The sequence below is a fragment of the Halalkalibacter wakoensis JCM 9140 genome, from assembly GCF_000513095.1.
Lineage (GTDB): Bacteria > Bacillota > Bacilli > Bacillales > Bacillaceae_D > Halalkalibacter > Halalkalibacter wakoensis.
Map to the genome: position 1 here is coordinate 1 of NZ_BAUT01000050.1, position 21,762 is coordinate 21,762.

At 38.9% G+C, this 21,762-nt stretch carries 21 protein-coding genes, 2 pseudogenes and 1 riboswitch; of the genes and pseudogenes, 17 read left to right on the forward strand and 6 right to left on the reverse strand.

Features of this window, described 5'->3' with window-relative positions:
• Positions 1-504: 504 nt before the first annotated feature.
• The 8 genes from JCM9140_RS15825 to JCM9140_RS15860 all read left to right on the forward strand — a co-directional run bounded on the left by JCM9140_RS15825 (position 505) and on the right by JCM9140_RS15860 (position 7,713).
• Entirely contained in the window at positions 505-1,224 is a 720-nt protein-coding gene (locus JCM9140_RS15825) for a YwmB family TATA-box binding protein (protein WP_034748647.1), read from the forward strand.
• Between the two features lie 159 nt (positions 1,225-1,383).
• A complete protein-coding gene (locus tag JCM9140_RS15830; RefSeq protein ID WP_034748650.1) occupies positions 1,384-1,773 on the forward strand; it encodes a VOC family protein in 390 nt (129 codons plus the stop codon).
• Between the two features lie 129 nt (positions 1,774-1,902).
• On the forward strand, positions 1,903-2,508 hold the full coding sequence (locus JCM9140_RS15835; protein ID WP_034748653.1) for a hypothetical protein: 606 nt from the start codon (positions 1,903-1,905) through the stop codon (positions 2,506-2,508).
• Positions 2,509-2,618: 110 nt separating this feature from the next.
• Positions 2,619-3,461 (forward strand): DUF72 domain-containing protein, encoded by an 843-nt coding sequence (locus JCM9140_RS15840; protein WP_034748656.1) that lies wholly within the window; start codon positions 2,619-2,621, stop codon positions 3,459-3,461.
• Positions 3,462-3,667: 206 nt separating this feature from the next.
• The gene (locus JCM9140_RS15845; protein ID WP_034748659.1) at positions 3,668-4,480 is read left to right on the forward strand and encodes a sulfite exporter TauE/SafE family protein; all 813 of its coding nucleotides are present in this window, start codon (positions 3,668-3,670) and stop codon (positions 4,478-4,480) included.
• A 69-nt stretch (positions 4,481-4,549) separates the two neighbouring features.
• A complete protein-coding gene (locus tag JCM9140_RS15850; protein ID WP_034748662.1) occupies positions 4,550-5,902 on the forward strand; it encodes a bifunctional metallophosphatase/5'-nucleotidase in 1,353 nt (450 codons plus the stop codon).
• Between the two features lie 89 nt (positions 5,903-5,991).
• Entirely contained in the window at positions 5,992-6,291 is a 300-nt protein-coding gene (locus tag JCM9140_RS15855; RefSeq protein ID WP_439644311.1) for a YunC family protein, read from the forward strand.
• Positions 6,292-6,603: 312 nt separating this feature from the next.
• Positions 6,604-7,713 (forward strand): HD-GYP domain-containing protein, encoded by a 1,110-nt coding sequence (locus tag JCM9140_RS15860; RefSeq protein WP_034748668.1) that lies wholly within the window; start codon positions 6,604-6,606, stop codon positions 7,711-7,713.
• Between the two features lie 242 nt (positions 7,714-7,955).
• Here JCM9140_RS15860 and JCM9140_RS15865 read toward each other — a convergent pair whose 3' ends face one another.
• Positions 7,956-8,312 carry a YuzC family spore coat inner layer protein gene (locus JCM9140_RS15865; RefSeq protein WP_034748671.1) on the reverse strand — a complete coding sequence of 119 codons (357 nt, stop codon included), beginning with the start codon at positions 8,310-8,312 and terminating at the stop codon, positions 7,956-7,958.
• A 322-nt stretch (positions 8,313-8,634) separates the two neighbouring features.
• Between JCM9140_RS15865 and JCM9140_RS15870 the strand changes: the two genes are divergently transcribed.
• The 4 genes from JCM9140_RS15870 (at position 8,635) to JCM9140_RS15885 (ending at position 13,563) form a co-directional block, all read left to right on the forward strand.
• Complete coding sequence (locus JCM9140_RS15870) at positions 8,635-9,657, forward strand: TAXI family TRAP transporter solute-binding subunit (RefSeq protein ID WP_034748674.1); 1,023 nt, start codon at positions 8,635-8,637, stop codon at positions 9,655-9,657.
• Positions 9,644-10,147, forward strand: a complete 504-nt coding sequence (locus JCM9140_RS15875) for a DUF1850 domain-containing protein (protein WP_034748677.1) — start codon at positions 9,644-9,646, stop codon at positions 10,145-10,147. Before JCM9140_RS15870 ends, JCM9140_RS15875 begins: the two co-directional genes overlap by 14 nt.
• Before the next feature lie 41 nt (positions 10,148-10,188).
• Positions 10,189-12,345, forward strand: a complete 2,157-nt coding sequence (locus tag JCM9140_RS15880; RefSeq protein ID WP_052002318.1) for a TRAP transporter permease — start codon at positions 10,189-10,191, stop codon at positions 12,343-12,345.
• Positions 12,346-12,606: 261 nt separating this feature from the next.
• Positions 12,607-13,563: a thymidylate synthase gene (locus JCM9140_RS15885; RefSeq protein WP_034748679.1), complete on the forward strand. Its 957-nt coding sequence runs from the start codon at positions 12,607-12,609 to the stop codon at positions 13,561-13,563.
• Positions 13,564-14,384: 821 nt separating this feature from the next.
• On the opposite strand, the gene JCM9140_RS15890 is transcribed toward JCM9140_RS15885, so the two are convergent.
• Both JCM9140_RS15890 and JCM9140_RS23880 read right to left on the reverse strand, forming a co-directional pair.
• The gene (locus JCM9140_RS15890) at positions 14,385-14,630 is read right to left on the reverse strand and encodes a hypothetical protein (RefSeq protein WP_034748682.1); all 246 of its coding nucleotides are present in this window, start codon (positions 14,628-14,630) and stop codon (positions 14,385-14,387) included.
• A gap of 65 nt (positions 14,631-14,695) precedes the next feature.
• Positions 14,696-14,872, reverse strand: a complete 177-nt coding sequence (locus tag JCM9140_RS23880; RefSeq protein ID WP_156314898.1) for a hypothetical protein — start codon at positions 14,870-14,872, stop codon at positions 14,696-14,698.
• Positions 14,873-15,083: 211 nt separating this feature from the next.
• Here JCM9140_RS23880 and JCM9140_RS15895 point away from each other — a divergent pair, with 211 nt between their 5' ends.
• Positions 15,084-15,338, forward strand: coding sequence for a hypothetical protein (locus JCM9140_RS15895; RefSeq protein ID WP_034748685.1), 255 nt, complete (start codon positions 15,084-15,086; stop codon positions 15,336-15,338).
• Positions 15,339-15,457: 119 nt separating this feature from the next.
• Here JCM9140_RS15895 and JCM9140_RS15900 read toward each other — a convergent pair whose 3' ends face one another.
• Complete coding sequence (locus tag JCM9140_RS15900; RefSeq protein ID WP_034748688.1) at positions 15,458-16,039, reverse strand: helix-turn-helix domain-containing protein; 582 nt, start codon at positions 16,037-16,039, stop codon at positions 15,458-15,460.
• 130 nt (positions 16,040-16,169) lie between these two features.
• Here JCM9140_RS15900 and JCM9140_RS15905 point away from each other — a divergent pair.
• Positions 16,170-17,155: pseudogene (locus JCM9140_RS15905) on the forward strand (DMT family transporter).
• 36 nt (positions 17,156-17,191) lie between these two features.
• Here JCM9140_RS15905 and JCM9140_RS15910 read toward each other — a convergent pair.
• Both JCM9140_RS15910 and JCM9140_RS23885 read right to left on the reverse strand, forming a co-directional pair.
• The gene (locus JCM9140_RS15910; protein WP_034748692.1) at positions 17,192-17,611 is read right to left on the reverse strand and encodes a hypothetical protein; all 420 of its coding nucleotides are present in this window, start codon (positions 17,609-17,611) and stop codon (positions 17,192-17,194) included.
• Between the two features lie 525 nt (positions 17,612-18,136).
• Positions 18,137-18,313 (reverse strand): Fur-regulated basic protein FbpA, encoded by a 177-nt coding sequence (locus JCM9140_RS23885; protein WP_156314899.1) that lies wholly within the window; start codon positions 18,311-18,313, stop codon positions 18,137-18,139.
• Positions 18,314-18,610: 297 nt separating this feature from the next.
• Here JCM9140_RS23885 and JCM9140_RS15915 point away from each other — a divergent pair.
• The 3 genes and pseudogenes from JCM9140_RS15915 (at position 18,611) to yunB (ending at position 21,497) form a co-directional block, all read left to right on the forward strand.
• Positions 18,611-19,095: pseudogene (locus tag JCM9140_RS15915) on the forward strand (dihydrofolate reductase).
• 147 nt (positions 19,096-19,242) lie between these two features.
• On the forward strand, positions 19,243-20,442 hold the full coding sequence (locus JCM9140_RS15920; protein WP_034748694.1) for a sensor domain-containing diguanylate cyclase: 1,200 nt from the start codon (positions 19,243-19,245) through the stop codon (positions 20,440-20,442).
• A gap of 161 nt (positions 20,443-20,603) precedes the next feature.
• Positions 20,604-21,497: a sporulation protein YunB gene (gene yunB, locus JCM9140_RS15925; RefSeq protein ID WP_081727727.1), complete on the forward strand. Its 894-nt coding sequence runs from the start codon at positions 20,604-20,606 to the stop codon at positions 21,495-21,497.
• A gap of 39 nt (positions 21,498-21,536) precedes the next feature.
• A riboswitch (Lysine riboswitch) is annotated at positions 21,537-21,717 on the forward strand.
• Positions 21,718-21,762: the final 45 nt, after the last annotated feature.

A 21,762-nucleotide genomic window follows, 5' to 3' on the forward strand; every position in this document is an offset into this window, starting at 1 on the left:
CATTCCCCTGCTAAGGTTACTTTTGTTCCTTTTACTTATCTTTAACTTGTTCTTCTACGATTTCTTTTAACATATTCATTTTCTCTTTAACGATGGGATTTGAGCGATTTGTGGTTCACCATGCAACGTTATTAGACCTTGTTTTCTCTGGGAATTGCTATCGATCCTCTCAAAAAGCGGACGGGATGGGAGGCCGACTCCTGCAGGAGGGAAGGGCAGGTTGAAATCCACCGGCGTAGCCGGTTAGTTCAACGCCCGCCTGCTGGTGCGTGCCCCCCATCCCGGTAGCGAGGTCGAAGCGACTTTTCAAGTCCGAAAAAACGACTTTTTCAGTGTGCTTCTCTATTCCCCTCAGGAGTCGAGTGACTTATGCTCCATTTCACTAAGAGGAAAAAGATATTACTAGAACACTCTTTACAAAAGAAATGTTTATAAGTAAATAAATGATATTAATATGTTTACTTATCTATTAATCTGTTAATGCTGTTTAAGGAGGTGAGGAGAATGATGAAGAATAGTTTACTTTATAGTGTACTAGTAATGTGTTTGGTCGGATTATACTCTGTTCAGTCTGTGAGCAGTGATACAAATAAAATAGCAGAATTAAAAGAAATCATTGAGGTTACAAAAACGGAAAAGATAGATGTGCAATCATGGTCTGTCTACTCAAAGTTTGATCGTAAAATGGTGAGGGATTCTCAATCTGTTGATCAAATGATTCAGGACTTAGAAAAAGAAAATCGTGAGTTTGATTGGAATGAAGAGAACGTTCGAAATGGCGAATACCGCAAACGAGTAGGGACAAAACAAACGTCAATCGGTACAGAACGAGTTGTCATCACGTCACATGAAAGTGCAGGAACACAGATGATGAGCATGACTCATCAAATGTCTGGTAAGGGATGGAAAGATGAGATGTATGACATCATTTCGGAAAACATTCAAGGTGAAGAGATTTACGTGACGGTGCAAGGGTCAATGAAGAAACATATGGAATTGGACCAAATGGCAAACAAGTTAGTTAGTGAGTTTTCAGGAGAAGTAAAGGAAGGGATAGCAGAGGAGACATTTATTTCATTATCTGCTTACACCGATCAGTGGCAGAACGGAATTTCAATCAATGAGACAGAAAAAGTGAACCTGCAAATTGGTGTACGAGATTTAGGGAATGAAGGCAGTGTGAATGTGACAATTGGAACGCCGATTATAATAGCTGAATATTAAGAGGAGAGCCTACATGACTAAAAACATGTAGGCTTTTTCTATTAATAGTCTAGTGGAATACACACATAAATTTTCATGCTAAAATAAGCATAAGGTTAATTTTGGAAAAGATAGATGGCTAATAACAAGCCTAGGATAAAAGGGAGGAGAAAAGAAAAAATGAAATTAACACATACAAGAATTCTAGTAAACAATTATGAGGAATGTTACTTCTTTTATAAAGACACTCTTTCTTTTGAGTGCACATGGGGAACTGAACATACCAAGTATGCTCAATTTCAAGTTGGACAAACGCAACTAGCTATTTTTGATAAACAACAAATGCTCGAAGATCTAAATGAATCAAATGATGACGAAAGGAATCTTCCCAAAAATGAAGTTGTCTTAATTTTCGCAGTAGATGATGTAGATGAGACCTTCCAATCTTTAAAATCAAAGGTTTTATTTGTTTCAGTACCACATACAAGAGAAGATTGGGGAATACGTGTAGCACACTTTAGAGACCCCAATGGCACATTGATTGAAATTAACACGAACATTATGGACTAAGTTTTTTATGAAAAGGGGATGGAACGCACCTGTTCTCATGAAAAGGACAGGAGGTTCACCTCAAAATAGAAGCAAGCTTTCATCTTTAGCCTAACGTATAGAAGAGTTGGGAACGAGGAGGTTGTTAAAATGAAGTTACTTAAAGAAACGGATTCAGATACATTATTTCCATACATTATGACAACGGGCCTTCTTTTAGTAATTACAGCCTTTTTTTTGCCTGTTATTGTAGTCTTGTTCGTTCAAGATATGCTTTTCTTTTCGGCTGATCACTGGACCTTTATTCGTCCTGCAGCTGCCTATATTGGATTCGGAAGTGGAATGATCTTGATAGCGATCGTTTTGTTTTCATTTTTACTAACAAAAATGTATTCGGAAAAGAAAGATAAACCTTATAAGTGGACTGGCTTCCATCTTGTTTTCCTTTTCATGGTTGTTCCGCTATTTGTCTTCTCTATTTATCATTATGCTTATTTTGATGAGCAAGGTGTTCAAGGAAATTCCTTCTGGAGCTTATCTGAAACTAGAATTTCATGGGAAGATGTTGAGGAAGTGACGAGGTTGGTTGAAGAAGGTTCCTTACTTGTTACGGCTTATACGTTTTCGGATGGCCATACATCCATAACGATTCCTTATGATCCACAAGATTACCGGACTCGTCAGTCGATTACTCATCTTGTCAACGTATACAATTGGGACGTTGCTGATATAATTGAAGATCGAGAGAAAAAGTAACATCCAAGCTGTGTCTCTTTTTTGAGTTAAGAGGGTTATAAATATTCTGTAAACATGAAGTTTCATGGTAAAATTAATGAGTGGTCAAAAGTAGGTGGGAGTTGAGGTGGATGATCTATATAGGCCTAGCAGGTTGGGGAGACCATGATGATTTATACATAGGAATGAATAGGCAATCTAAGTTGGAAGTTTATGCAGGTCATTTTCCAATTGTCGAAATCGATGCTTCCTTTTATGCGGTTCAACCTCTTCGGAATATGATAAAGTGGCTTAAAGAAACACCGAATACGTTTCGGTTTGTTGTAAAAGCTTTTCAAGGAATGACAGGGCATCAGCGCGGCATTGATCCGTTTTCAACGAAGGAAGAGATGTTTGAAGCGTTTCGAGAATCCGTAACTCCCTTACTTCATGCAAATAAATTAGCGATGATTCTTTGTCAGTTTCCACCATGGTTTGACTGTAAAAAAGAACATGTTCAATGGGTCCGTTATGTAAAGGAGCAACTAACAGACCTTCCAGTAGCACTGGAATTCCGTCACCGTTCATGGTTTGATGGGAACATGAAAGAAAAAACATTGCAATTTATGAGAAACGAGCAATGGATACATAGTATTTGCGATGAGCCACAGGCCGGAATGCGTTCAATCCCAATTGTATTAGAAGCGACTCATCCAGAAAAAACATTAATTCGCTTCCACGGACGCAACATTCACGGCTGGAATGACCCAGGAGACGGAACGTGGCGAGATGTTCGCTATTTATATAAGTATAATGAAGACGAATTGTGCCAATGGAAAGAAAACATTGAAACACTAGCAAAACAAACAAAGGATATTTTCATCATTTTCAACAACAACTCAGGCGGCGACGCAGCAACCAACGCAAAACAACTGATACAAATGCTCGGAATAGAATACCAAGGATTAGCCCCAAGACAATTAGATTTATTTTAGGCTACCTCCAAACAGGGTGCTCTTCCCTGTTTGGAGGTAGCCGGAGCATTGAGCGGAGCCGCCGTAATGGTTTTAAGCTTTTTGAGTGAACTTCCAGGAAAGCGCACGGCGAGAGAAGCCAATGCAAACATCCATTGGGAAACGTCAAGAAACAGGGTGTTCTTCCCTGTTTGGAGGAATTCAATATACAGGAATAAGGTGAATAAATGGTTTGGATCATTTTGCTACTTGTTGGATTACTAGGAGGTACACTAGGCAGTTTGATGGGTCTTGGGGGTGGAATTGTCGTTGTACCAGCATTGCTCATGTTGGGAAGTTTTGCATTAATTGATATTACCCCACAAGTTGCAGTTGGAACATCGCTTTTAATCATGATATTCACTGGGATTTCTGCGACTTTATCCTACTTGAAACAAAAAACAGTTGATTATAAAAGTGGATTGCTTTTTTTTAGTGCGAGTGGTCCAGGGGCAATTGTAGGAACTTGGTTAAATCGCGGGTTTGATACAAATTCATTCCAAATTTATCTAGGCTTCTTTATTTTATTTGTATCGTTCATTCTTTTTATTCGACACTATTTAAAGCCCTTACCTCGTTCAGGAAAAGGAATTGAAAGGTCGTACAAAAGTGAAGATGGAACGGTTTATACATATGGGTACAGGGTTTTGCCGGTTTTGATCATTGCCTTTGTTGTAGGGATGCTTTCAGGATTATTTGGGATAGGCGGCGGGTCATTACTTGTACCAGCTATGATTGTTCTGTTTGCCTTTCCTCCTCATTTGGCGGTAGCTACATCCATGTTCATTATTTTGTTATCTGCAATGGTTGGTTCAATTTCTCATGTTTTACAAGGGAATGTGAATTGGCTTTATGCGTTAGCACTTGTGCCTGGTGCGTGGTTTGGTGGGACACTTGGTGCGGCGATCAATCGTAGGTTATCAAGCACTAAGCTTGTCTTTATACTACGATTGCTGTTAATTGTTATGGCGATTCGTTTAATATATGAAGGGCTTACATAGTATTTGTTTAAGGGTAATGAAAAAGGACGATTTTCACTTTTTCAATGCCCGTGAAAGGGGGGACCGTACTTGACAATAGAGAGAGTGAAGATCTTTCACAGCAATGACATTCATAGCTGTTTTGATCATTGGTCACAAATGGTTTCCTATATAAAAAAAGAACGAGATGAAGATTCATTGTATGTAGATCTTGGAGACCATGCAGATCGAAGTAATCCTGTTACAGAGGCATTGTTTGGAAAAGGGAACGTTCAACTATTAAATGAGGTACAACCGAGTTATGTAACGATTGGCAATAACGAAGGTGTAACGTTTTCGAAAGACCAATTGAATGATCTTTATGAAAAAGCAAATTTCTCAATTTTGATAGCAAACTTACTGAACAATGATGGAAGCCATGTAGAGTGGGCAAAGCGTTCTGTTATTCACACGATGAACAATGGGATTAAAATTGGGCTGCTTGGTCTTACAGCGCCATTTACTCAATTTTATGACCTATTAGGTTGGGACGTTTTAAATCCGAAGAAGGTGATAGAAGAGGTGGTGCCTGAGCTAAGGAAAGAAGCTGACATCATCGTCCTGTTATCCCATTTAGGATTAAAAAAAGATGAGGAAATTGCTCACGAGTTTCCCGGTATTGATGTCATTGTAGGTGCACATACGCATCATGTTTTGCCGACAGGATTGTATATTAATAACACATTAATTGCTCAGGCTGGGAAAAATGGTGCTTTTCTAGGTAAGATTGAGATTGCGTTTGATATGAACACGCGCTCTATCTACAAAAAAGAAGCGATGTTAGTTGATGTGAAAAAGAAACTAACAGATGCTAATACGGACCTACTTCTAAAAGAACTGAAAATGCAGGCAGAACAAATATTAAGTGAAGAGGTTACAACATTGCCGAAAAGATTTCCCATTGAATGGCAAGAAAAAACGGAAGCTGCCCAATTATTATGTGATGCAGTGACTGAATGGTGTAATGAACACATTGGGATGATGAATGCAGGCGTTCTGCTTGATTCGTTAGAAAAAGGGACGATCACAAGAGGCGATATTCATCGCATCTGTCCACATCCGATTAATCCTTGTGTTGTAACATTAACAGGGGAAGACTTAGAAGCAACGATTAAACGCTCTCTTACGAAGGAATTAACCCATCTTGAATTAAAGGGATTTGGGTTTCGTGGGAAAGTATTAGGGAAAATGCATTTTACAGGGATTGAGATTAACGAGCACGAGGAGATTTATATACTAGGAGTTCCTCTTCAAAAAGAAGAAACGTATAAGTTAGCTACTCTTGACATGTACACTTTTGGTTACTTGTTTCCAAAGATTGCAGAATCAACGGGGAAACAGTATTTTATGCCGGAATTTTTACGTGATGTTCTTTCATGGAAGCTTCAAAAAAATTGGACATAAGTTAGGTTCACGCCTCCACATCGTTTTTCATATCGTACTAATGAGAATGATTTGAAAAACGATGACAGGAGGGCATAACGGTGCTAGAGATGAATCCGATTCAAATTGAAGGCGAAACGTTTATTGCTGTTACGTTGAAGTTACCGAAAACCAATTTTATGGCTGTCACAAATGATACAGGGTATATTATGTGTGGAGCACTCGATATTAACCTTTTTAATACAAATCAAAAGTTAATTGATCGAAAGATTGTTGCAGGGCGTGCCGTTGGCGTACGTACCATTGAGCAATTACTAGAAGCCCCATTAGAGTCTGTGACATTAGAGGCAGAACAGCTTGGAATTCAAGCTGGAATGAAGGGGAAAGATGCATTATTAAAAATGAAATAATGATCGGGCTTCGTTCTTTACGGATAAAGGCTTCTCAGCTATTCCTCAAATGTTAGAGGACATGTTGGGAGGCCTTTTCGTAGGTGAAAAGAACCAAGTCATTTATCCTCTTTTTCTACGTCAATCCCTAAAATTCTACATATTCCATCGCTTTTCTAAATAAAATTTACCAATTTGGAAGGGATTTACTTGCAGAGTGTCCATTATGATGTAAACTGATTGTAAGAGCGTTTCTTTTTAATAGTGAGTGCGAGTTCATCTAGATCTACTGGTAGGATGATTACATTGAACGGTCACTAGAAGGAGATGGACATGAGATTAGTTGCGGTAAAATCAGTGACAGAGGGAGCACAACTTGCTAAGCCTATCTATAATGATAATGGACAGATCCTTCTTTATGAGGGAGTCGAGTTAACGCAACGTTCTCTCACTCGTCTGTATGAATTAGGCATTTCTTTTATCTATATTCATGATGAGCGTACCAATGGTATTGAAATTGAGACAGGTGTTTCAGTAGAGACAAAGCGAAAAGCAATCAAAACGATCAAGACTGAGTTTCAAGAAATTGCCTCTAATCTTAAATTAAAAAAGTCATTTAATATGGACCATTTTAATAAAGACTTTGCGACGATTGTTCGTGCCATTTTGTCTGACATTAAAAACAACGAAAATGCGCTCACATTGTTATCAGACATGTTTGTGTATGATAGTTATATTTTTACTCATTCCTTAAATGTAACGGTCTATACTCTCGGTTTAGCTGTTGATCTTGGATTTACGGACAAGCAGTTAATGGAGATTGGTATGGGCTCCTTACTCCATGATATCGGCAAAATGACCATTCCGGTTGAAATTTTGAATAAACCTGGGCGTCTAACAGATGAAGAGTTTAAAGTGATTCAAAATCATTCAATGGCAGGCTATAATATTTTGCGCCATGCACCGAATATTTCTTTGCTCTCAGCTCATTGTGCTTTGCAGCATCATGAACGTTTAGATGGGACAGGCTATCCTCAAGGGTTACAAAAAAATGATATTCATTATTATGCGAAAATCATAGCAATAGCGGATGTGTTCGATGCGGTGACTTCAAATCGAGTATACCGAAAACCTATGCTTCCACATGAAGCATTAGAATTGTTGTATTCAGGTGTTGGGAATCAGTTTGAGCAAGACTTAGTTGAAGCATTTAGACGGACCGTCGCTGTCTATCCAGTTGGATTAACGGTTACATTGAGTGACGATCGAGTCGGAATCGTTGTCAAACAAAATAAACAGCTTAGCACACATCCTGTCGTCCGTATTATCGAAGAAAATGGCGTCGAGATTACACAAACGTATGATATTGATCTCATGAAACAATTAAACGTAACAATTGTTGCCACGGAAGCAACATTGGCCGCGGCTTCTTTACAAGTATAAAAAACAGCGAATCGTTTTTAAAATTTATATATTCTGGGCATGTTTTTCAGTGTTCTTCCCATGTTCGTTCCATTACGCTGCAGCCACTCGCACCCGCAAGGAGGTGCCGAGCCTCCTCGGCTGCGCCTGCGGGGTCTCGGCCCTACCTCTATTTCCCGCAGGAGTCGAGTGGCTTCCGCTTCATTTCACTACGAGGAATACTCTCTAATTACTGCAACGCTCCTTGTGTAGACAGCCCCAAGTTAAAACCCCCAGCGTATATACATCGTAAGTGTACAGCAAGGTATTCCTGCTGCCTCGTCTCTAAGAGTAAACGTAACGCCAGTTGGGCTATATGATGTTTCTACAACAGTCGGGACCCCTGTTTCTCTTATAATACGATCCACTTCTGCATCATCACTCGCTTGAGCCGCATCCATTAGTTGTCTCATCTTTTCAGGGGAAGAAACAAGACTATTGACGATGATAGAGCCGTGCTCTAGTAACGTTTGGTACGAGGTTAAAGCTTGTTGAAAGTAGCTAATATCTACAGGCGGAAATGGAGAGTCTTGTTGTCGATAAAAAAAAGCTTGAGGTATCCAATAGCTTTGATAAAACACCTAATTCAATCCTCTCTATACTTGATAAAATCGTCTATAGACCAATATATGCAAAAAGGGAGGTAAAGGGACTGTTTTGCACTGTAAAGCGTGGTAGTAACTCTGGCTTTTAGAGATAGAGAAGGCATTAGGAAAGAAAAGCTGACTTTTTCAGTACCCTCGAAAAAAGTCAGGAAATGTCACACGAAAATATGCATTTTCAACCAAGTAATAAGTTGTAAATTTTAAGACTTGACTATACAATAGATAAGGTACAGTTTTACAAATAAATTCCATTTATCTGTAAAGCAACTAAAACTAAAGATATAAGGGGGAAATTTACATGAAAAAATTAAGTTTCTTAATGATGCTAGCACTTATGTTAGTATTGGCTGCATGTGGTGGTGCTGGTGAAGCTGAGCCAGAAGCTGATGGCGGTGCAGATGCTGGTGAAGCTGAAACAGAAGATGCTGGTGAAGCTGATGCTGGTGGTTTCACTGATATCACTGTTATGACTGGTGGAGAGCAAGGAGTTTACTTCCCACTAGGTGCAGCACTTGCAAATAACATTATTAATGCAAACATTGAAAACGTTTTGGCAGCATCGTTCTCGTCAGGTGCTTCTGTTGTAAACATCAACGGACTTGTTGATGGAGATGCGGACCTTGCTTTAGCTCAAAATGATATTGCGTACTACGCGAGTGAAGGAATTAACATGTTTGAAGAAGATGGTGCGTTAGAGGGATTCCAAGGAATCGCAACGCTTTACCCTGAAGTTGTTCAAATCATTACTGCTGCTGACAGTGGTATTGAAACAGTTGAAGATCTAGTAGGAAAGCGTATTGCTGTAGGAGACATTGGTTCTGGTGCAGAAGCAAATGCTCGTCAAATCCTTGAAATTCATGACATCACATATGATGATATTAGTGCAGAATACATGAGCTTTGGTGACGCGGCTGGAGCAATTCAAGATGGAAACATCGATGCTGCTTTCATCACTGGTGGGTTGCCAACTGGTGCAGTTGAACAACTTAATGCTCAAAAAGACATTAGCCTTGTTTCTATTAGCGCTGATAAAGTAGCTGAGTTAACGGCTGAGTATCCTTATTATACTGATTTCACAGTAAGTGCTGATACTTATGGAACAGCAGCTGATGCATCAACAGTAGCTGTACTTGCTATGCTAGTTGTTTCATCTGATATGGATGAAGATCTAGTTTATGAAATCACAAAAGCTATGTTTGAAAACAGCGATCAATTTGCTAGCGCACACCAACAAGGTGAAAACATTACGTTAGAAACTGCTTTAGACGGTATGTCTATCGATGTTCACCCAGGTGCTCAACGCTACTATGATGAGAACTAAAAACAGGTTTTTCAGCAAAAAGGCACTGCTTTTCAGCACTGCCTTTTTGTTCCTTCTATTAATCATCGCAATGTTGAGCTTGTCATCAGAAGATAAACAGGAATATTTTCTGCAAATTTACCTACCTTATGAAGATAAAGTTTTTTTTGAGCAACTAATAGAGCCTGATGATACATTTTATCATGAGTACTTACACTCTGTAGAACAAACACCAGTTAGAGAGTATTACAAAATTGATGAAGATTATCGAATGATTGCAACGGAAAGCTGGACGAAATCATTTGGTGCAGGTTTGCCTTATGAGTCAAAAGAAAAGCTTGAGAGAGTAGATGGCTTTTTTGTTATACACGATGATCGTGAGTTAGATTATTTAAATATACTTCCATCTAAGTTATACCCTCATCAATTCTTTTTTAAAGATTGGACCGTAGATTTGTCTAAGGATTTAAGTGGCAAACGTATTCGTATTCAAGTAATAGAGCACAAATAGAAAAAAGGGTGTATTTATTGGAGAGTAAAGGAGTTGAAAGAATGTCGAAGAAAGAAGAAATTAGCTATCAAGCTGACCCGGAGCTCGAGAAAAAAGTAAATGAACTTGCTGGAAGTGATCGATCAGTACGAGGATGGATGGCGCTATTAATTTTAAGTATAGCAATACTAATGTCACTTTATCACTTGTACACTGCTGGATTTGGCTTAATACCAGGTATCGGGACACGTTCTCATATGATTATTCATCTTACATTAGGTCTGGTTCTTGTTTTTCTAATTTTTCCAATCAAAAGAGGGTTAGGACAAACGAAAATTGCTTGGTACGATTTTATTATCGCTTTAATAGCCCTTTTTGTAGGGTATTATCTATATGCCAATCAAACGTCAAGCTCCATTTTAACGGGCCGTATGACCGATATGGACAAGGTTGTTGCGATTACGTTGTTGGTGCTTGTTCTAGAAGCAACACGACGAGTCGTTGGAAAACCACTTGTTATTATTGCAAGTGTTTTTATTGCATATTTCTTTTTAGGTCATTATTTAAATCCTCCATTTAGACATACGCGAGCCAATTTTGAAAATTTTATTTATGAAATGACCTATACAACTTCTGGGATTTTTAGTACACCATTATCCGTTTCAGCCGTATATGTCTTCATCTTTATTTTATTTGGGGCCATATTAGAAGCAACAGGCGCAGGGAAAATGTTTATCGATTTAGCGCTTAGAGCATTTGGAAAATATAAAGGTGGTCCTGCTAAAGCTGCAGTTGTTTCTTCTGGTATGCTTGGTTCTATTTCAGGAAGTTCCGTAGCAAATGCAGTTACAACGGGTACATTTACGATTCCTTTAATGAAAAAAGTGGGCTTTCGACCACAAACAGCCGGAGGAATTGAAGTAGCATCTTCTTCAAGTGGTCAGTTATTACCACCGATAATGGGTGCGGCGGCCTTTTTAATGATTGAGTATACGCCTTATTCTTATGCAGAAATCATTCGTTCTGCAGCCATTCCGGCAATTTTAAGTTATATTGCCATTTTATTCATGGTTCATATTGAGGCGTCTAAGCACAACATTAAAGGGTTACCAAAAGAAATGCTTGTGTCAGCAAGAAAAACAATGATTCAACACGGCTATCTCATTTTGCCAGTCATTGTCCTCGTTTACTTTTTAGTACGAGGAAACACGGTACCTAATGCAGCATTTTTCTCGATCGTTATTCTATTAACATTAGCGGTCTTTACCCATCGTTTCCGTGAAAAGATTGGACCGGGGATTATTATTGCCGTCATTTTAGCTGGATTGGCATATTCCATGCATTTTGTATTGAACTGGAATATTGAAATAGCCGTTATGGTGACGATTGGAATCTTTATTGCTCTTTTTGTTGTTCTACTACAAAAGAGCTTCAAAGTTGATGCAGCACCTGTTCGATTTGGGATGCGCGAATTATTAGCTGGTTTTGAAATGGCTGCACGTAATTCATTGACCGTTGTCGTAGCATGTGCTACAGCCGGGATTTTAATTGGCGTCATTAATTTAACTGGTTTATCTGCAAGGCTACCAGTCATCATCGTGAATTTTGCGGGGGACAATCTTTATTTAGCTCTTGCCTTTACCCTTGTGGCTTGTCTAATTTTAGGACTTGGTTTGCCAACAACAGCCACATACGTTATTCTAGCAGCAATGGTTGCACCAGCCCTCGTACAAATGGGTGTACCAATTATGGCAGCACACTTATTTGTTTTGTATTACGGCATTTTAGCGGATGATACACCGCCAATTAACTTACCAGCATATGCGGTTTCAGGGATCGCTAACTCTGAGCCAATTCGAACCGGGATACAAGGCTTTAAGTTTGACTCAGGTGCGCTGCTTCTTCCTTTTGTTTTTGCAACGAACACCGTCATTCTATTGCTCCCTGAAAATGCTGGTTTATACTCATGGCCGGTCATTGCTCAAAACATTTTTACAGCCTTACTCGGGATTATTGCATTTGTTATATTCATTCAAAACTTCTTCTTAGTGAAGTTACGTTTTTATGAGCGTCTGTTAGCTCTTGCAACAGCAATCGTTTTTATTCATGGATCATGGGTAACCGATACGATCGGAATTGCGCTTTTAGCGTTATTAATTGCCATTCAATTTATGCGCAAAAAGAAAATGGATCATGAAGGTCAAGCCGCAACATCATAGTCAGATTATTTTACAGGAAATAAGAAGTCTGACAACTTAAAAGTCTAGCTCTCCTCTTGAGAGTTAGGCTTTTTCTTGTTAGTCTCTTCTCGTAAGATTCTTTTTATAAAGGGTAAATTTCAATGAGAAATGAATCGCAATAAACGAACAGATTAACGCGTAATTACTAAGGATCAGATAGTGAAGGAGGAAAGTGTTTAGTAACACCACTCTTTCTGTTAAAATAGACAAAGGAGTTTTTCAAGAAATGAGGGAAATAACGTGAATCATGCAGATCAAACGTATTTAGATCTTTGTCGATATATACTAGAAAATGGCACGAAAAAAGAAGACCGGACAGGCACCGGAACGATCTCAGTCTTTGGTTACCAGATGCGATTTAATTTACAAGAGGGGTTTCCGCTTCTTACGACGAAGCGAGTGCCTTTTAAGCTCATTGTCAGCGAATTGTTATGGTTTTTAAAAGGAGATACGAATGTTCGTTACCTGTTGGAAAACAACAATCACATTTGGGATGAGTGGGGGTTTCAAAAATGGGTGGAATCAAGTGATTACACAGGCCCTGACATGACTAACTTTGGCCTTCGTTCTCAGCAAGATGAAGCATTCAATGCGGTTTATCAAGAACAATTACACATCTATCAAGAAAACGTATTACAAGATGATGAGTTTGCAGCGAAATACGGCGACTTAGGAAATGTGTATGGAAAGCAGTGGAGAAGTTGGGAAGGGGCCGACGGAGAAACGTATGATCAAATTCAGTATCTTATTGATGAGATTAAACGTAATCCGGATTCGCGAAGGTTGCTTTGCAATGCCTGGAGTGCCTCTGAATTAGAAAATCAGCAGCTTCCACCATGTCATTATGCTTTTCAGTTTTATGTGATCGATGGAAAATTAAGTTGCATGTTTAATATGCGATCAAACGATGTGTTTCTTGGTTTGCCATTTAACATTGCTTCCTATGCGCTTTTGACGCATTTAATTGCACAAGAATGCAATCTTGAAGTAGGAGAACTAATCTATTCAGGAGCAGACGTTCACATTTATTCCAATCACATTGAGCAAATCAAAACACAAATGGAGCGCGAGCCACGTGATTTGCCAACGATTCAGTTAAACAAAGAGAAAGAAAGTATTTTTGATTTTGATGTGGCTGATATCCAACTAGTTGGTTATGATCCACACGGTCCAATTAAAGCTCCAGTAGCGGTCTGATATATGATGTAGGGGTGTTAGTACAGTTTTCCTGAAAATTTGTGAAAGTGAAATGAAGCGGAAGGGCGAGACCCCACAGGCGTAGCCAAGGAAGCCACTGAGAAAGTGCCGAACTGCCGCAGGGGAATGAGACTCCGCTTTCCGCGGGTGCCCGGTGAGCCTCCTCGCTGTCGCCTGCGGGGTCTCACACGTGGGTCACTGCTCCCGCAGGAGTCTCCGTGTCATTCCCCTGCTAAGGTTACTTTTGTTACAGTTACTTATCTTTTAACTTGTTATTCTTACTCTTCTAAGATTTTTTCAAACACATATTTTTCTCTTTAAAAAATGGAATTTGAGCGAATTGTGTTTTAACATGAGAGATCACTAGTTGGTAACACCGCCATGAGTAAACAAAAGTACGATTGATTACCATCAAACAGAAATACAGCCAGGTGATGATAAGTCTCGTGCTTTTTCATATGAAACCACAAAAAACGTTACCGATTTAATATCTATTTAATCGGTAACGTTTTTAGACACTGTTTTCTGTTGAAATTTCTATCGTTCCTCTCAAGAAGCGGACGGGATGGGGGTCGACTCCTGCAGGAGGGAAGGGCAGGTTGAAATCCACCGGCGCAGCCGGTTAGTTCAACGCCCGCCTGCTGGTGCGTGCCCCCATCCCGGGAAGCGAGGGCAGTGCTCCCTCAAACGAGCACTTTTTCAGTGGATTCCCTCTAATTCCCGAAGGAGTCGAGTAGCTTCCGCTTCATTTCACTACGAGGAAAAACGATATTTGGCCATGATCTAGACGAAAACAACTCCAAAAAGGCTTGTAACTTTTCTTATTGCTCCGTACTCATCGCGATTTCATCAAGTAATTGCCTCGAACGTTTTGCGTTTCCTTCAGCAAAGTTTTCTAACCTTGTTTTTAAGACGTCGTTGTGATGAATTCTTTCAGCGAGAATTAAGTACGTTCTCATCATTTCTTCTTCCTGTTCAAGGTTTGCTTTTAATTGTTCGACAATATCTGATGGTGAAAGGGCATCTTCCCGGTCTTTATCACGGTCGTAATCAACATGGTGATCCATCCACTAACACCTCCTTTAATATTCCCTTTAAGAGTCTACATTTATGTCGTATTCACGACCTGTCATCAGTCTTTATTTGCTCGATCTGTCATACGCCAATTAATGATACCGACTACTAAGAATAGAAAAAACAAAGCAATGTATACTCTAGTTGACCAATTGCCAAATTCAGTGAAGGCTAGGAATAACCAGAGCAAGCCGGCAACAAAATAAAAATAGCTGCCTACAGGAATTTTCTTCATAAAGCCCTCCTATGAATGCTCAATCTCCTTCTTGTCTGAAGAGATATTTCTGTAATGTATTACATATAGTATAAGTAGATTGTAGTTCAATTATCCTGTTTTGTCTTGAGCATTTTTCAAAGAGCGAAGAATATGTCAGGAATTGTAGAACGATTTAGATAGGGAAAATCGACGTTTGTGACGAAAATATGTACAGAGAGGAGTGTTATATGTGGAAAATGAAAAAGATTTCGTCGTTAAGAATCATTATCTAGTAGAGATTAATCAAGCTAGACAAGAAAATGTAAAGCAGAACCTAAAAACGTGGAGCTGGGATATTTATATTGCCATGAATGGTGAGCAACAGGTAGGACGTGCCTTGGCGCCAGGAAAAGGAATTGAAATACCTTGGACTCAGTTAACCAAATACGATGGTTTAGAAGAAATGATTGAAATTTGTGAGCAACAAATGTTTAAACAATCATAAAAGGACTCTCTAAGAGAAGAGAGCCCGTGACTGAACGACTAGGATATCCTAGCGTTTTTTTATTTTAAAATAGCGAAAAATACTCTTTTCAAGCATACCGCGGTGGTACGTGCAGATAGTCAATATGAATTCAAATAAGTCATCACAAAGTGTAAAACGGTTTTTTCGTTCGATGGATTAATATATGTATGTTCTTTGTCACCATGAAACTTAATCGAATCATATTCAGAGAGATGATAATAATCATCCTCAATTTTAAGCGTTAATTGACCATGCATGACTGTTACATATTCAATAACACCTGTTTGATGAGCTCCTGGATTGTATTCACTATTTGGCTGGAGAAAGGCCCTGTGAATCTCACTTGAACCAAATGTAGAGGTGTCAAACATTGGTTCTAACGTACAAGCCTTATTGGCGCTAATTACTTTGTTTCCTGTATGAGCTCTTGAGACTTTAATTTCACTCGTATCATTTAATAAGAAAGAAATGGGGATTTGAAGTCCATTCGCAATTTTCCAGATTACCGTCAAAGAAGGATTAGCCTCTCCTCGTTCAATTTTACTTAATGTCAGTTTGCTCACGTCTGTTACATCCACTAGCTGTTGCAGAGTTAGCCCGCGCTCTTGTCTTATTTTTCTCAATGTATGACCAACTTGTTTTGCTAACTTCTCAGCATCGGTTTGATTGGTTACGTCCATTTGCATCACGCTCCAAAATAATTTTATATAAAAAGTCTTGCTAAGGGTATCCTCTTTCCAAATAATGGAGTATATTATAGTTAACTATAAGTATAGTATACATTACATACTCTCGTTGGAAGGTGAACGTATGAAAGAAATTTTACTCGGTATATTAGCAGCTATGTTTTTTGCTGTGACGTTTGTCTTAAATCGCTCAATGGAACTGTCCGGTGGAAGTTGGATGTGGAGTTCATCCTTACGATTTCTTTTTATGCTGCCATTCTTCTTCTTTATTGTTACTTTTCGCAACAATGGGAAAGAAGTCCTTGCTGAAATTAAAAAAAATCCCATTCCATGGTTTGTTTGGAGCTTTTTTGGGTTTGTTTTATTTTATGCGCCCTTAACATATGCTGCGGCTTATGGTCCCGGCTGGCTTATTGCTGGCACATGGCAATTGGTGATTGTGGCAGGAACGCTTCTAGCTCCATTGTTTTTCCTACAGGTACAAACGGCTGAGGGGATGAAGCGAGTGCGTCAAAAGATTCCAGTTGGTGCTTTGTGCATTTCGCTCGTTATTTTATTTGGGGTGGACTCATGCAAGTTCAAAATGCAAGTACGGTTCCGATTCAAACAGTTCTTCTCGGGGCACTACCGGTTGTTCTTGCAGCATTTGCGTATCCTTTAGGCAATCGGAAAATGATGGAGGTATGTGGTGGGAGATTGGACACCTTTCAACGCATTTACGGGATGACATTAGTGACCATGCCATGGTGGATCGTTATTGGAGGTATAGCACTCTTTCAAGTGGGGACACCGTCTTCCGATCAAATCGTTCAATCTTTCATTGTCGGTGTTAGTTCAGGCGTGATCGCGACAACATTGTTTTTTCTTGCCACAGATCGAGTAAGAGGAGATCAAAAAAAATTAGCCGTCGTGGAAGCAACACAATCTACACAAGTTCTGTTTGTGTTAATTGGTGAGATCGCCCTGTTATCTAGTCCATTGCCAAACGGAATCGCTATAATTGGTTTTTGTCTCATTATATTAGGGATGCTAGCACATAGTTATTTTTCAAAAAAATTACCATCTAAAAAAGAGCCGATCAACCAAGTTCAAAAACAACATAGTGTATAAGAACAAGGGTACTGAGAGAATCAGTACCCTTGTTCTTTATTGTAAGATCTTTTCTAGTTCAGAAAAACCAATTACTTTTAATGCTTCAATCTCATCGTCATCAAAACGCTCTTGTAACGTTTCTATAAGCTGTTCATGTCCATCTTCATCGCTGTTTCGAACATCCATGAATATCCCAATCAATTCAGTTAATGAAAACTCCTCTAAAACCGCTTCAATCGCTTCATCTCTTGATGAATAGACAAGCTCTTCATTTGTTTGATGATCTTCATTTTCTTCAATCTGTCCCCTCTCATCGATAGATTCTATCTTTTCATGTTCGACCATGTGTGAAAGAGCCTGCTCGGTTTCTTCTTGTGCACCAGATGTCGAGGAACTTTGGTAATAACCGACGAAACTAGGTACAGCAACACATAAAAAAACAAATAAAATCCCAAAAAGAATGGCTTTAACCATAGAATACTACCTCCTTTAGAAAAAACTGATAATCTTTCAAGTAATAGAATACATTAGAAAAAAAACGTATTACCAGTTTAGTCAGTTGAATTCTTTTTCAAACGAAAAGTTACATGTTCCTTGTTTGAATCAGCCGTTTAGTGCCAACAATAAGCTGCTAGGAGGTTTAACTTCATGGAACAATATGATGGAAATTTATTTGTCGGCTTATTTTGGGGTATCGCGTTAAGTCTGCCTCTCTGGCTATCAATTGTAGGTTGGATAAAATGGTTCCTATAACGTCCTTCTTGAAAAGACGTTGATTGCAATCATTTCAAATCTGAACAAGCAAAAGGCGGTTGACTTCGAACGGTAGAAAAGAGGCCAAGCCCCTCAAGAGACAACGGCTGAGGAGGTTTGGCAACAGCCCAACGAAAACTATTCAATGGAGGACGAAACGGTTTCACTAAGAAAGGTTTCAAAACGACCTAAAAATAAAAAATAAGCCTGTAGCTGTTCAGATCGTTCGCTACAGGAATTTTCATTTTACATATGAGAAAAGCTATCGTGTTTGTTTGCGATAAGTTGAGAGGAGATCAACATTCGCAATTCTTCTTCCGACGCTTCATAAAATTGACGACCATCTGGCATTTTAAACATGTCATTTTCTAAAAGGCTATCGATCATTTGCTCTTTATCGATGTGAAAAAAGGTATGAGACATAGAAACACTCCCTTTTTACAATTGTAAGCGTTTACATTAATTATTATAGCCGTAAATCCAAGCCATTGTCAACCAATATAAAGGAGAATTTACGGAAATAGGTAAAAAGAGTGAGTCCTTACATAGTGAGTGGTGTAAATTATGAATTTATTATCGGGTTACACTCTTTTATTATCGCAACCAACAGATTTATTGTCCAGAACAAGCCATTTATTGTCCACATCCACCATTTTATTGTCCGATCGCGAAATTATGATACGATAGATGATAAGTATATGAGGTAAAGGGGTAATACATATGATGTCGTTTGTTGTAGCAATGGATCAAAACCGCTTAATAGGCAAAGAAAATCAATTGCCATGGCACCTACCAGCTGATTTGAAGTTTTTAAAAAAGTGACGACTGGACATACAATTGTGATGGGAAGAAAGACGTACGAATCGATCGGAAGACCTTTGCCTAACCGAAGAAACGTCGTGTTAACAAGAGACGAACAGTACGAGGCAGAAGGTTGTGAGATCGTTCATTCTGTTGAGGAAGTATTGCAAATCGCAAGTTCAGAGGATGAGTGCTTTGTTATCGGTGGAACAGAGGTGTTTAAATTATTTTGGAACCATGTAGACAAGCTATATGTTACACATATTGATGAATCGTTTGAAGGAGATACGTATTTTCCAGAAATATCCGCTCATGAATGGGAGATTGTATCAGTCGAAAAAGGCATGGTCGATGATAAAAATAAATATGATCATGAATTTAGGTTGTATGAAAGAAAAAAGTGAGGACTACATTCTAATCGTTCATTTTGCACCTGACGCTCATATATTGAGCGTTTTTTTCTTTGGAAAAACTAACTATGTCGTAATTTGTTGAATTTCGTTATAATGGCAAGTGAGTATAGATATTCTAGGGAATTGGGTGTTATTTACATGAAACGAACGAGTAATGGATTAGTCATAGCACAAGCCTTTCTACTTCTTATTTTCCTGTTTACTAGTTTTATGATAAATCATTTGACTGCACAAATTATGATTGGCCTTCTGGTTGTTTTGATGATCGTTCTAATGAGTTGGAGACTAGCAAGTATGTATGATCGTTTATGGCAGTCCAACCATCAGCTGAATAGAGAAAAGAAAGCATTACAGCAATCTAAGCTATCTTTAGAGAGAAAAAATGAAGATTTTCAACTTCTTTTTAATTCACTAGATGGCGCTATTTTTTCGATTGATCCGCTTAAAAAACGTGGATATTTTTCAAATGGTACGGAAGAGCTCTTGGGGTATTCGGTAGAGGAGTTGAATCATAATCCACACATTTTTAAAGAGCTTATTCATGTAGAGGATTTAGAAAAATATAAAAAGGCCGAAATGCAATTAAAGCTAGGCAATCTTTCAGAAGTGAAATTTCGTATTGCTCATCCTAATGGTGACGAGAAATGGGTCGAAAAAGTAGCAACTCCTTTCCGAAACCAGAACGGTATTATTGAAAAGATAGTTGGACAAATGTTTGATATTACAGATCAAATGAAGCTAGAACATGCTTTACAGCAATTGGCTTATAATGATGACTTAACGGATTTACCAAATCGGAAAGCGTTAGACCGTCATATTGAAAAAGCGCTAGCACGGTCTAAAAGACATGAACACAATTTTACGCTTATGTTTATTGATTTAGATGACTTTAAAAAAGTGAATGATACGATGGGGCATGAGGCCGGAGATGTATTACTAAAAGAAGTAGTAAATAGACTGCAAGATTGTATTCGTGATGAGGATTTAATTTCTAGAATAGGTGGAGATGAATTTATTGTTGTGTTTGAAGAAACAAACAAAGCCATCATTGAAGAAATTGCTGAGAGAATTATTGAAAGAGTAGCTCTTCCATATTTCATACATGAACAAGAAGCGAAAATCTCACTAAGTATTGGTGTAAGCATGTACCCGGATGATGGAATTGATAAAGAGACACTGATTGATCATGCTGACAAAGCGATGTACTATGCAAAGAACAATGGAAAAAACAATTATAAGATTTATACACCAGATTTACAGGAGATGGAATCTAAGAAAGGCATCCTTGAAAAGTGGATCGATGCCATACAGAATTCAAAGGTTTTTAGTCGTACGTAGAGTTGAGCAAAAATAGTTATTTAATTTCATAAAGCTAGAGAATACACTCCCTCCAACTACCATTCAAGAAAACAATAAAAAAGGACCACACTTTTTTATTGTTTTCTTGGTCAAACTGTCCACCTTTGTTGCATATACATTGGACGAAGGGGGTTTTCAGCATGAGAGCACCGAGAAGAAACATACGACCCCGACCTCGGAAAGGTCCACTGCCGTTTCGTTATGTTTTGTTATTATCATTCTTAATTTTCGTAGTGCTTACCGTTCAAGGGTTGTGGATTATTGAGAAGGGGATCAGGCCAACGTTGGTTCATATCGCAACAACAGAGACGAGAAAAATTGCGACGTTAGCGATTAATGACGCGGTGTCTAAAAAAATTAGTTCAAGTTTAAATCAAGAAGAATTGTTTATTACGGATTATTCGAGTGATGGCATGATTCGATCCGTCCAATTTAATTCTCAAATTTATACTCGAGTGTTGTCCGAGGCGACAGCTCGTGTTCAACGTTACTTACGTTTAGTTGAACAAGGTCAACAATTTGATATTACCGTTCCTGATGAGGTGGAACTTGATGAAGGGGAAGCACAAGGGATGCAGGATATCGATGCAGAAGGAGGAATCATCCACACAATTCCTCTAGGGCAAGCAACGAACAATGCGTTACTTGCTCACCTCGGTCCACAAATACCGGTTCGTTTCTCTGCGATTGGGGATGTGAAGACTGACATGAGTTACAGTGTTGTGGATAGTGGAATCAACAATACGACGCTTTCTTATCACATTGATGTAGAAGTAGATGTCAAAATCGTTATTCCATTTGCAACGGACACAGATACGGTTTCGACTCAGATTGTAATAGGAAGTATTTTCGTTCCTGGTGAAGTGCCTGAATATTATTCTGAAGGCGGTGGAGGAATGATTCTACTGCAGGAATTGATAAAACGACAGAGGCTGAAAGTGGCCCTAATTCACCTTCGCAAGGGGACGCACCAGATGAGCCGGCAGAGCCAAGTGGTGCAAATTAACATTGCGTATCGACGAAAAACATGTTAATATCCATAATTGGTAATTAAATAGAGGTGCCTCATTTTTTAATGAGGTAGAGGCGCGATTGCCATCAGTATCTTTTCTAAGGATGACAACAATGAGGAAAAGAAAAAGGGGCCATCGCCGAAGTGGAAGTAGAAGTCACGCTATTTTTGCTGGATCTGTATTGAAGAAGTGCAGAGCTGTCATAATTTGTAGCGGCAAGTTATGGAGGACTACCATTATGGGGATTCACTCGCGGATATAAGGCGATAGTGGGTTATCCACTATT

Excerpts from the sequence above, each read along its gene's own strand:
- JCM9140_RS23885 (WP_156314899.1), bottom strand. The coding sequence starts at position 18,313 with ATGTCTCATACCTTTTTTCACATCGATAAAGAGCAAATGATCGATAGC.
- JCM9140_RS15830 (WP_034748650.1), top strand. The coding sequence starts at position 1,384 with ATGAAATTAACACATACAAGAATTCTAGTAAACAATTATGAGGAATGT.
- yunB (WP_081727727.1), top strand. The coding sequence starts at position 20,604 with ATGAGAGCACCGAGAAGAAACATACGACCCCGACCTCGGAAAGGTCCA.
- JCM9140_RS15825 (WP_034748647.1), top strand. The coding sequence starts at position 505 with ATGATGAAGAATAGTTTACTTTATAGTGTACTAGTAATGTGTTTGGTC.
- JCM9140_RS15920 (WP_034748694.1), top strand. The coding sequence starts at position 19,243 with ATGAAACGAACGAGTAATGGATTAGTCATAGCACAAGCCTTTCTACTT.
- JCM9140_RS15900 (WP_034748688.1), bottom strand. The coding sequence starts at position 16,039 with ATGGACGTAACCAATCAAACCGATGCTGAGAAGTTAGCAAAACAAGTT.
- JCM9140_RS23880 (WP_156314898.1), bottom strand. The coding sequence starts at position 14,872 with ATGAAGAAAATTCCTGTAGGCAGCTATTTTTATTTTGTTGCCGGCTTG.
- JCM9140_RS15845 (WP_034748659.1), top strand. The coding sequence starts at position 3,668 with ATGGTTTGGATCATTTTGCTACTTGTTGGATTACTAGGAGGTACACTA.
- JCM9140_RS15880 (WP_052002318.1), top strand. The coding sequence starts at position 10,189 with ATGTCGAAGAAAGAAGAAATTAGCTATCAAGCTGACCCGGAGCTCGAG.
- JCM9140_RS15840 (WP_034748656.1), top strand. The coding sequence starts at position 2,619 with ATGATCTATATAGGCCTAGCAGGTTGGGGAGACCATGATGATTTATAC.
- JCM9140_RS15875 (WP_034748677.1), top strand. The coding sequence starts at position 9,644 with ATGATGAGAACTAAAAACAGGTTTTTCAGCAAAAAGGCACTGCTTTTC.
- JCM9140_RS15860 (WP_034748668.1), top strand. The coding sequence starts at position 6,604 with ATGAGATTAGTTGCGGTAAAATCAGTGACAGAGGGAGCACAACTTGCT.
- JCM9140_RS15835 (WP_034748653.1), top strand. The coding sequence starts at position 1,903 with ATGAAGTTACTTAAAGAAACGGATTCAGATACATTATTTCCATACATT.
- JCM9140_RS15890 (WP_034748682.1), bottom strand. The coding sequence starts at position 14,630 with ATGGATCACCATGTTGATTACGACCGTGATAAAGACCGGGAAGATGCC.
- JCM9140_RS15870 (WP_034748674.1), top strand. The coding sequence starts at position 8,635 with ATGAAAAAATTAAGTTTCTTAATGATGCTAGCACTTATGTTAGTATTG.
- JCM9140_RS15910 (WP_034748692.1), bottom strand. The coding sequence starts at position 17,611 with ATGGTTAAAGCCATTCTTTTTGGGATTTTATTTGTTTTTTTATGTGTT.
- JCM9140_RS15855 (WP_439644311.1), top strand. The coding sequence starts at position 5,992 with ATGAATCCGATTCAAATTGAAGGCGAAACGTTTATTGCTGTTACGTTG.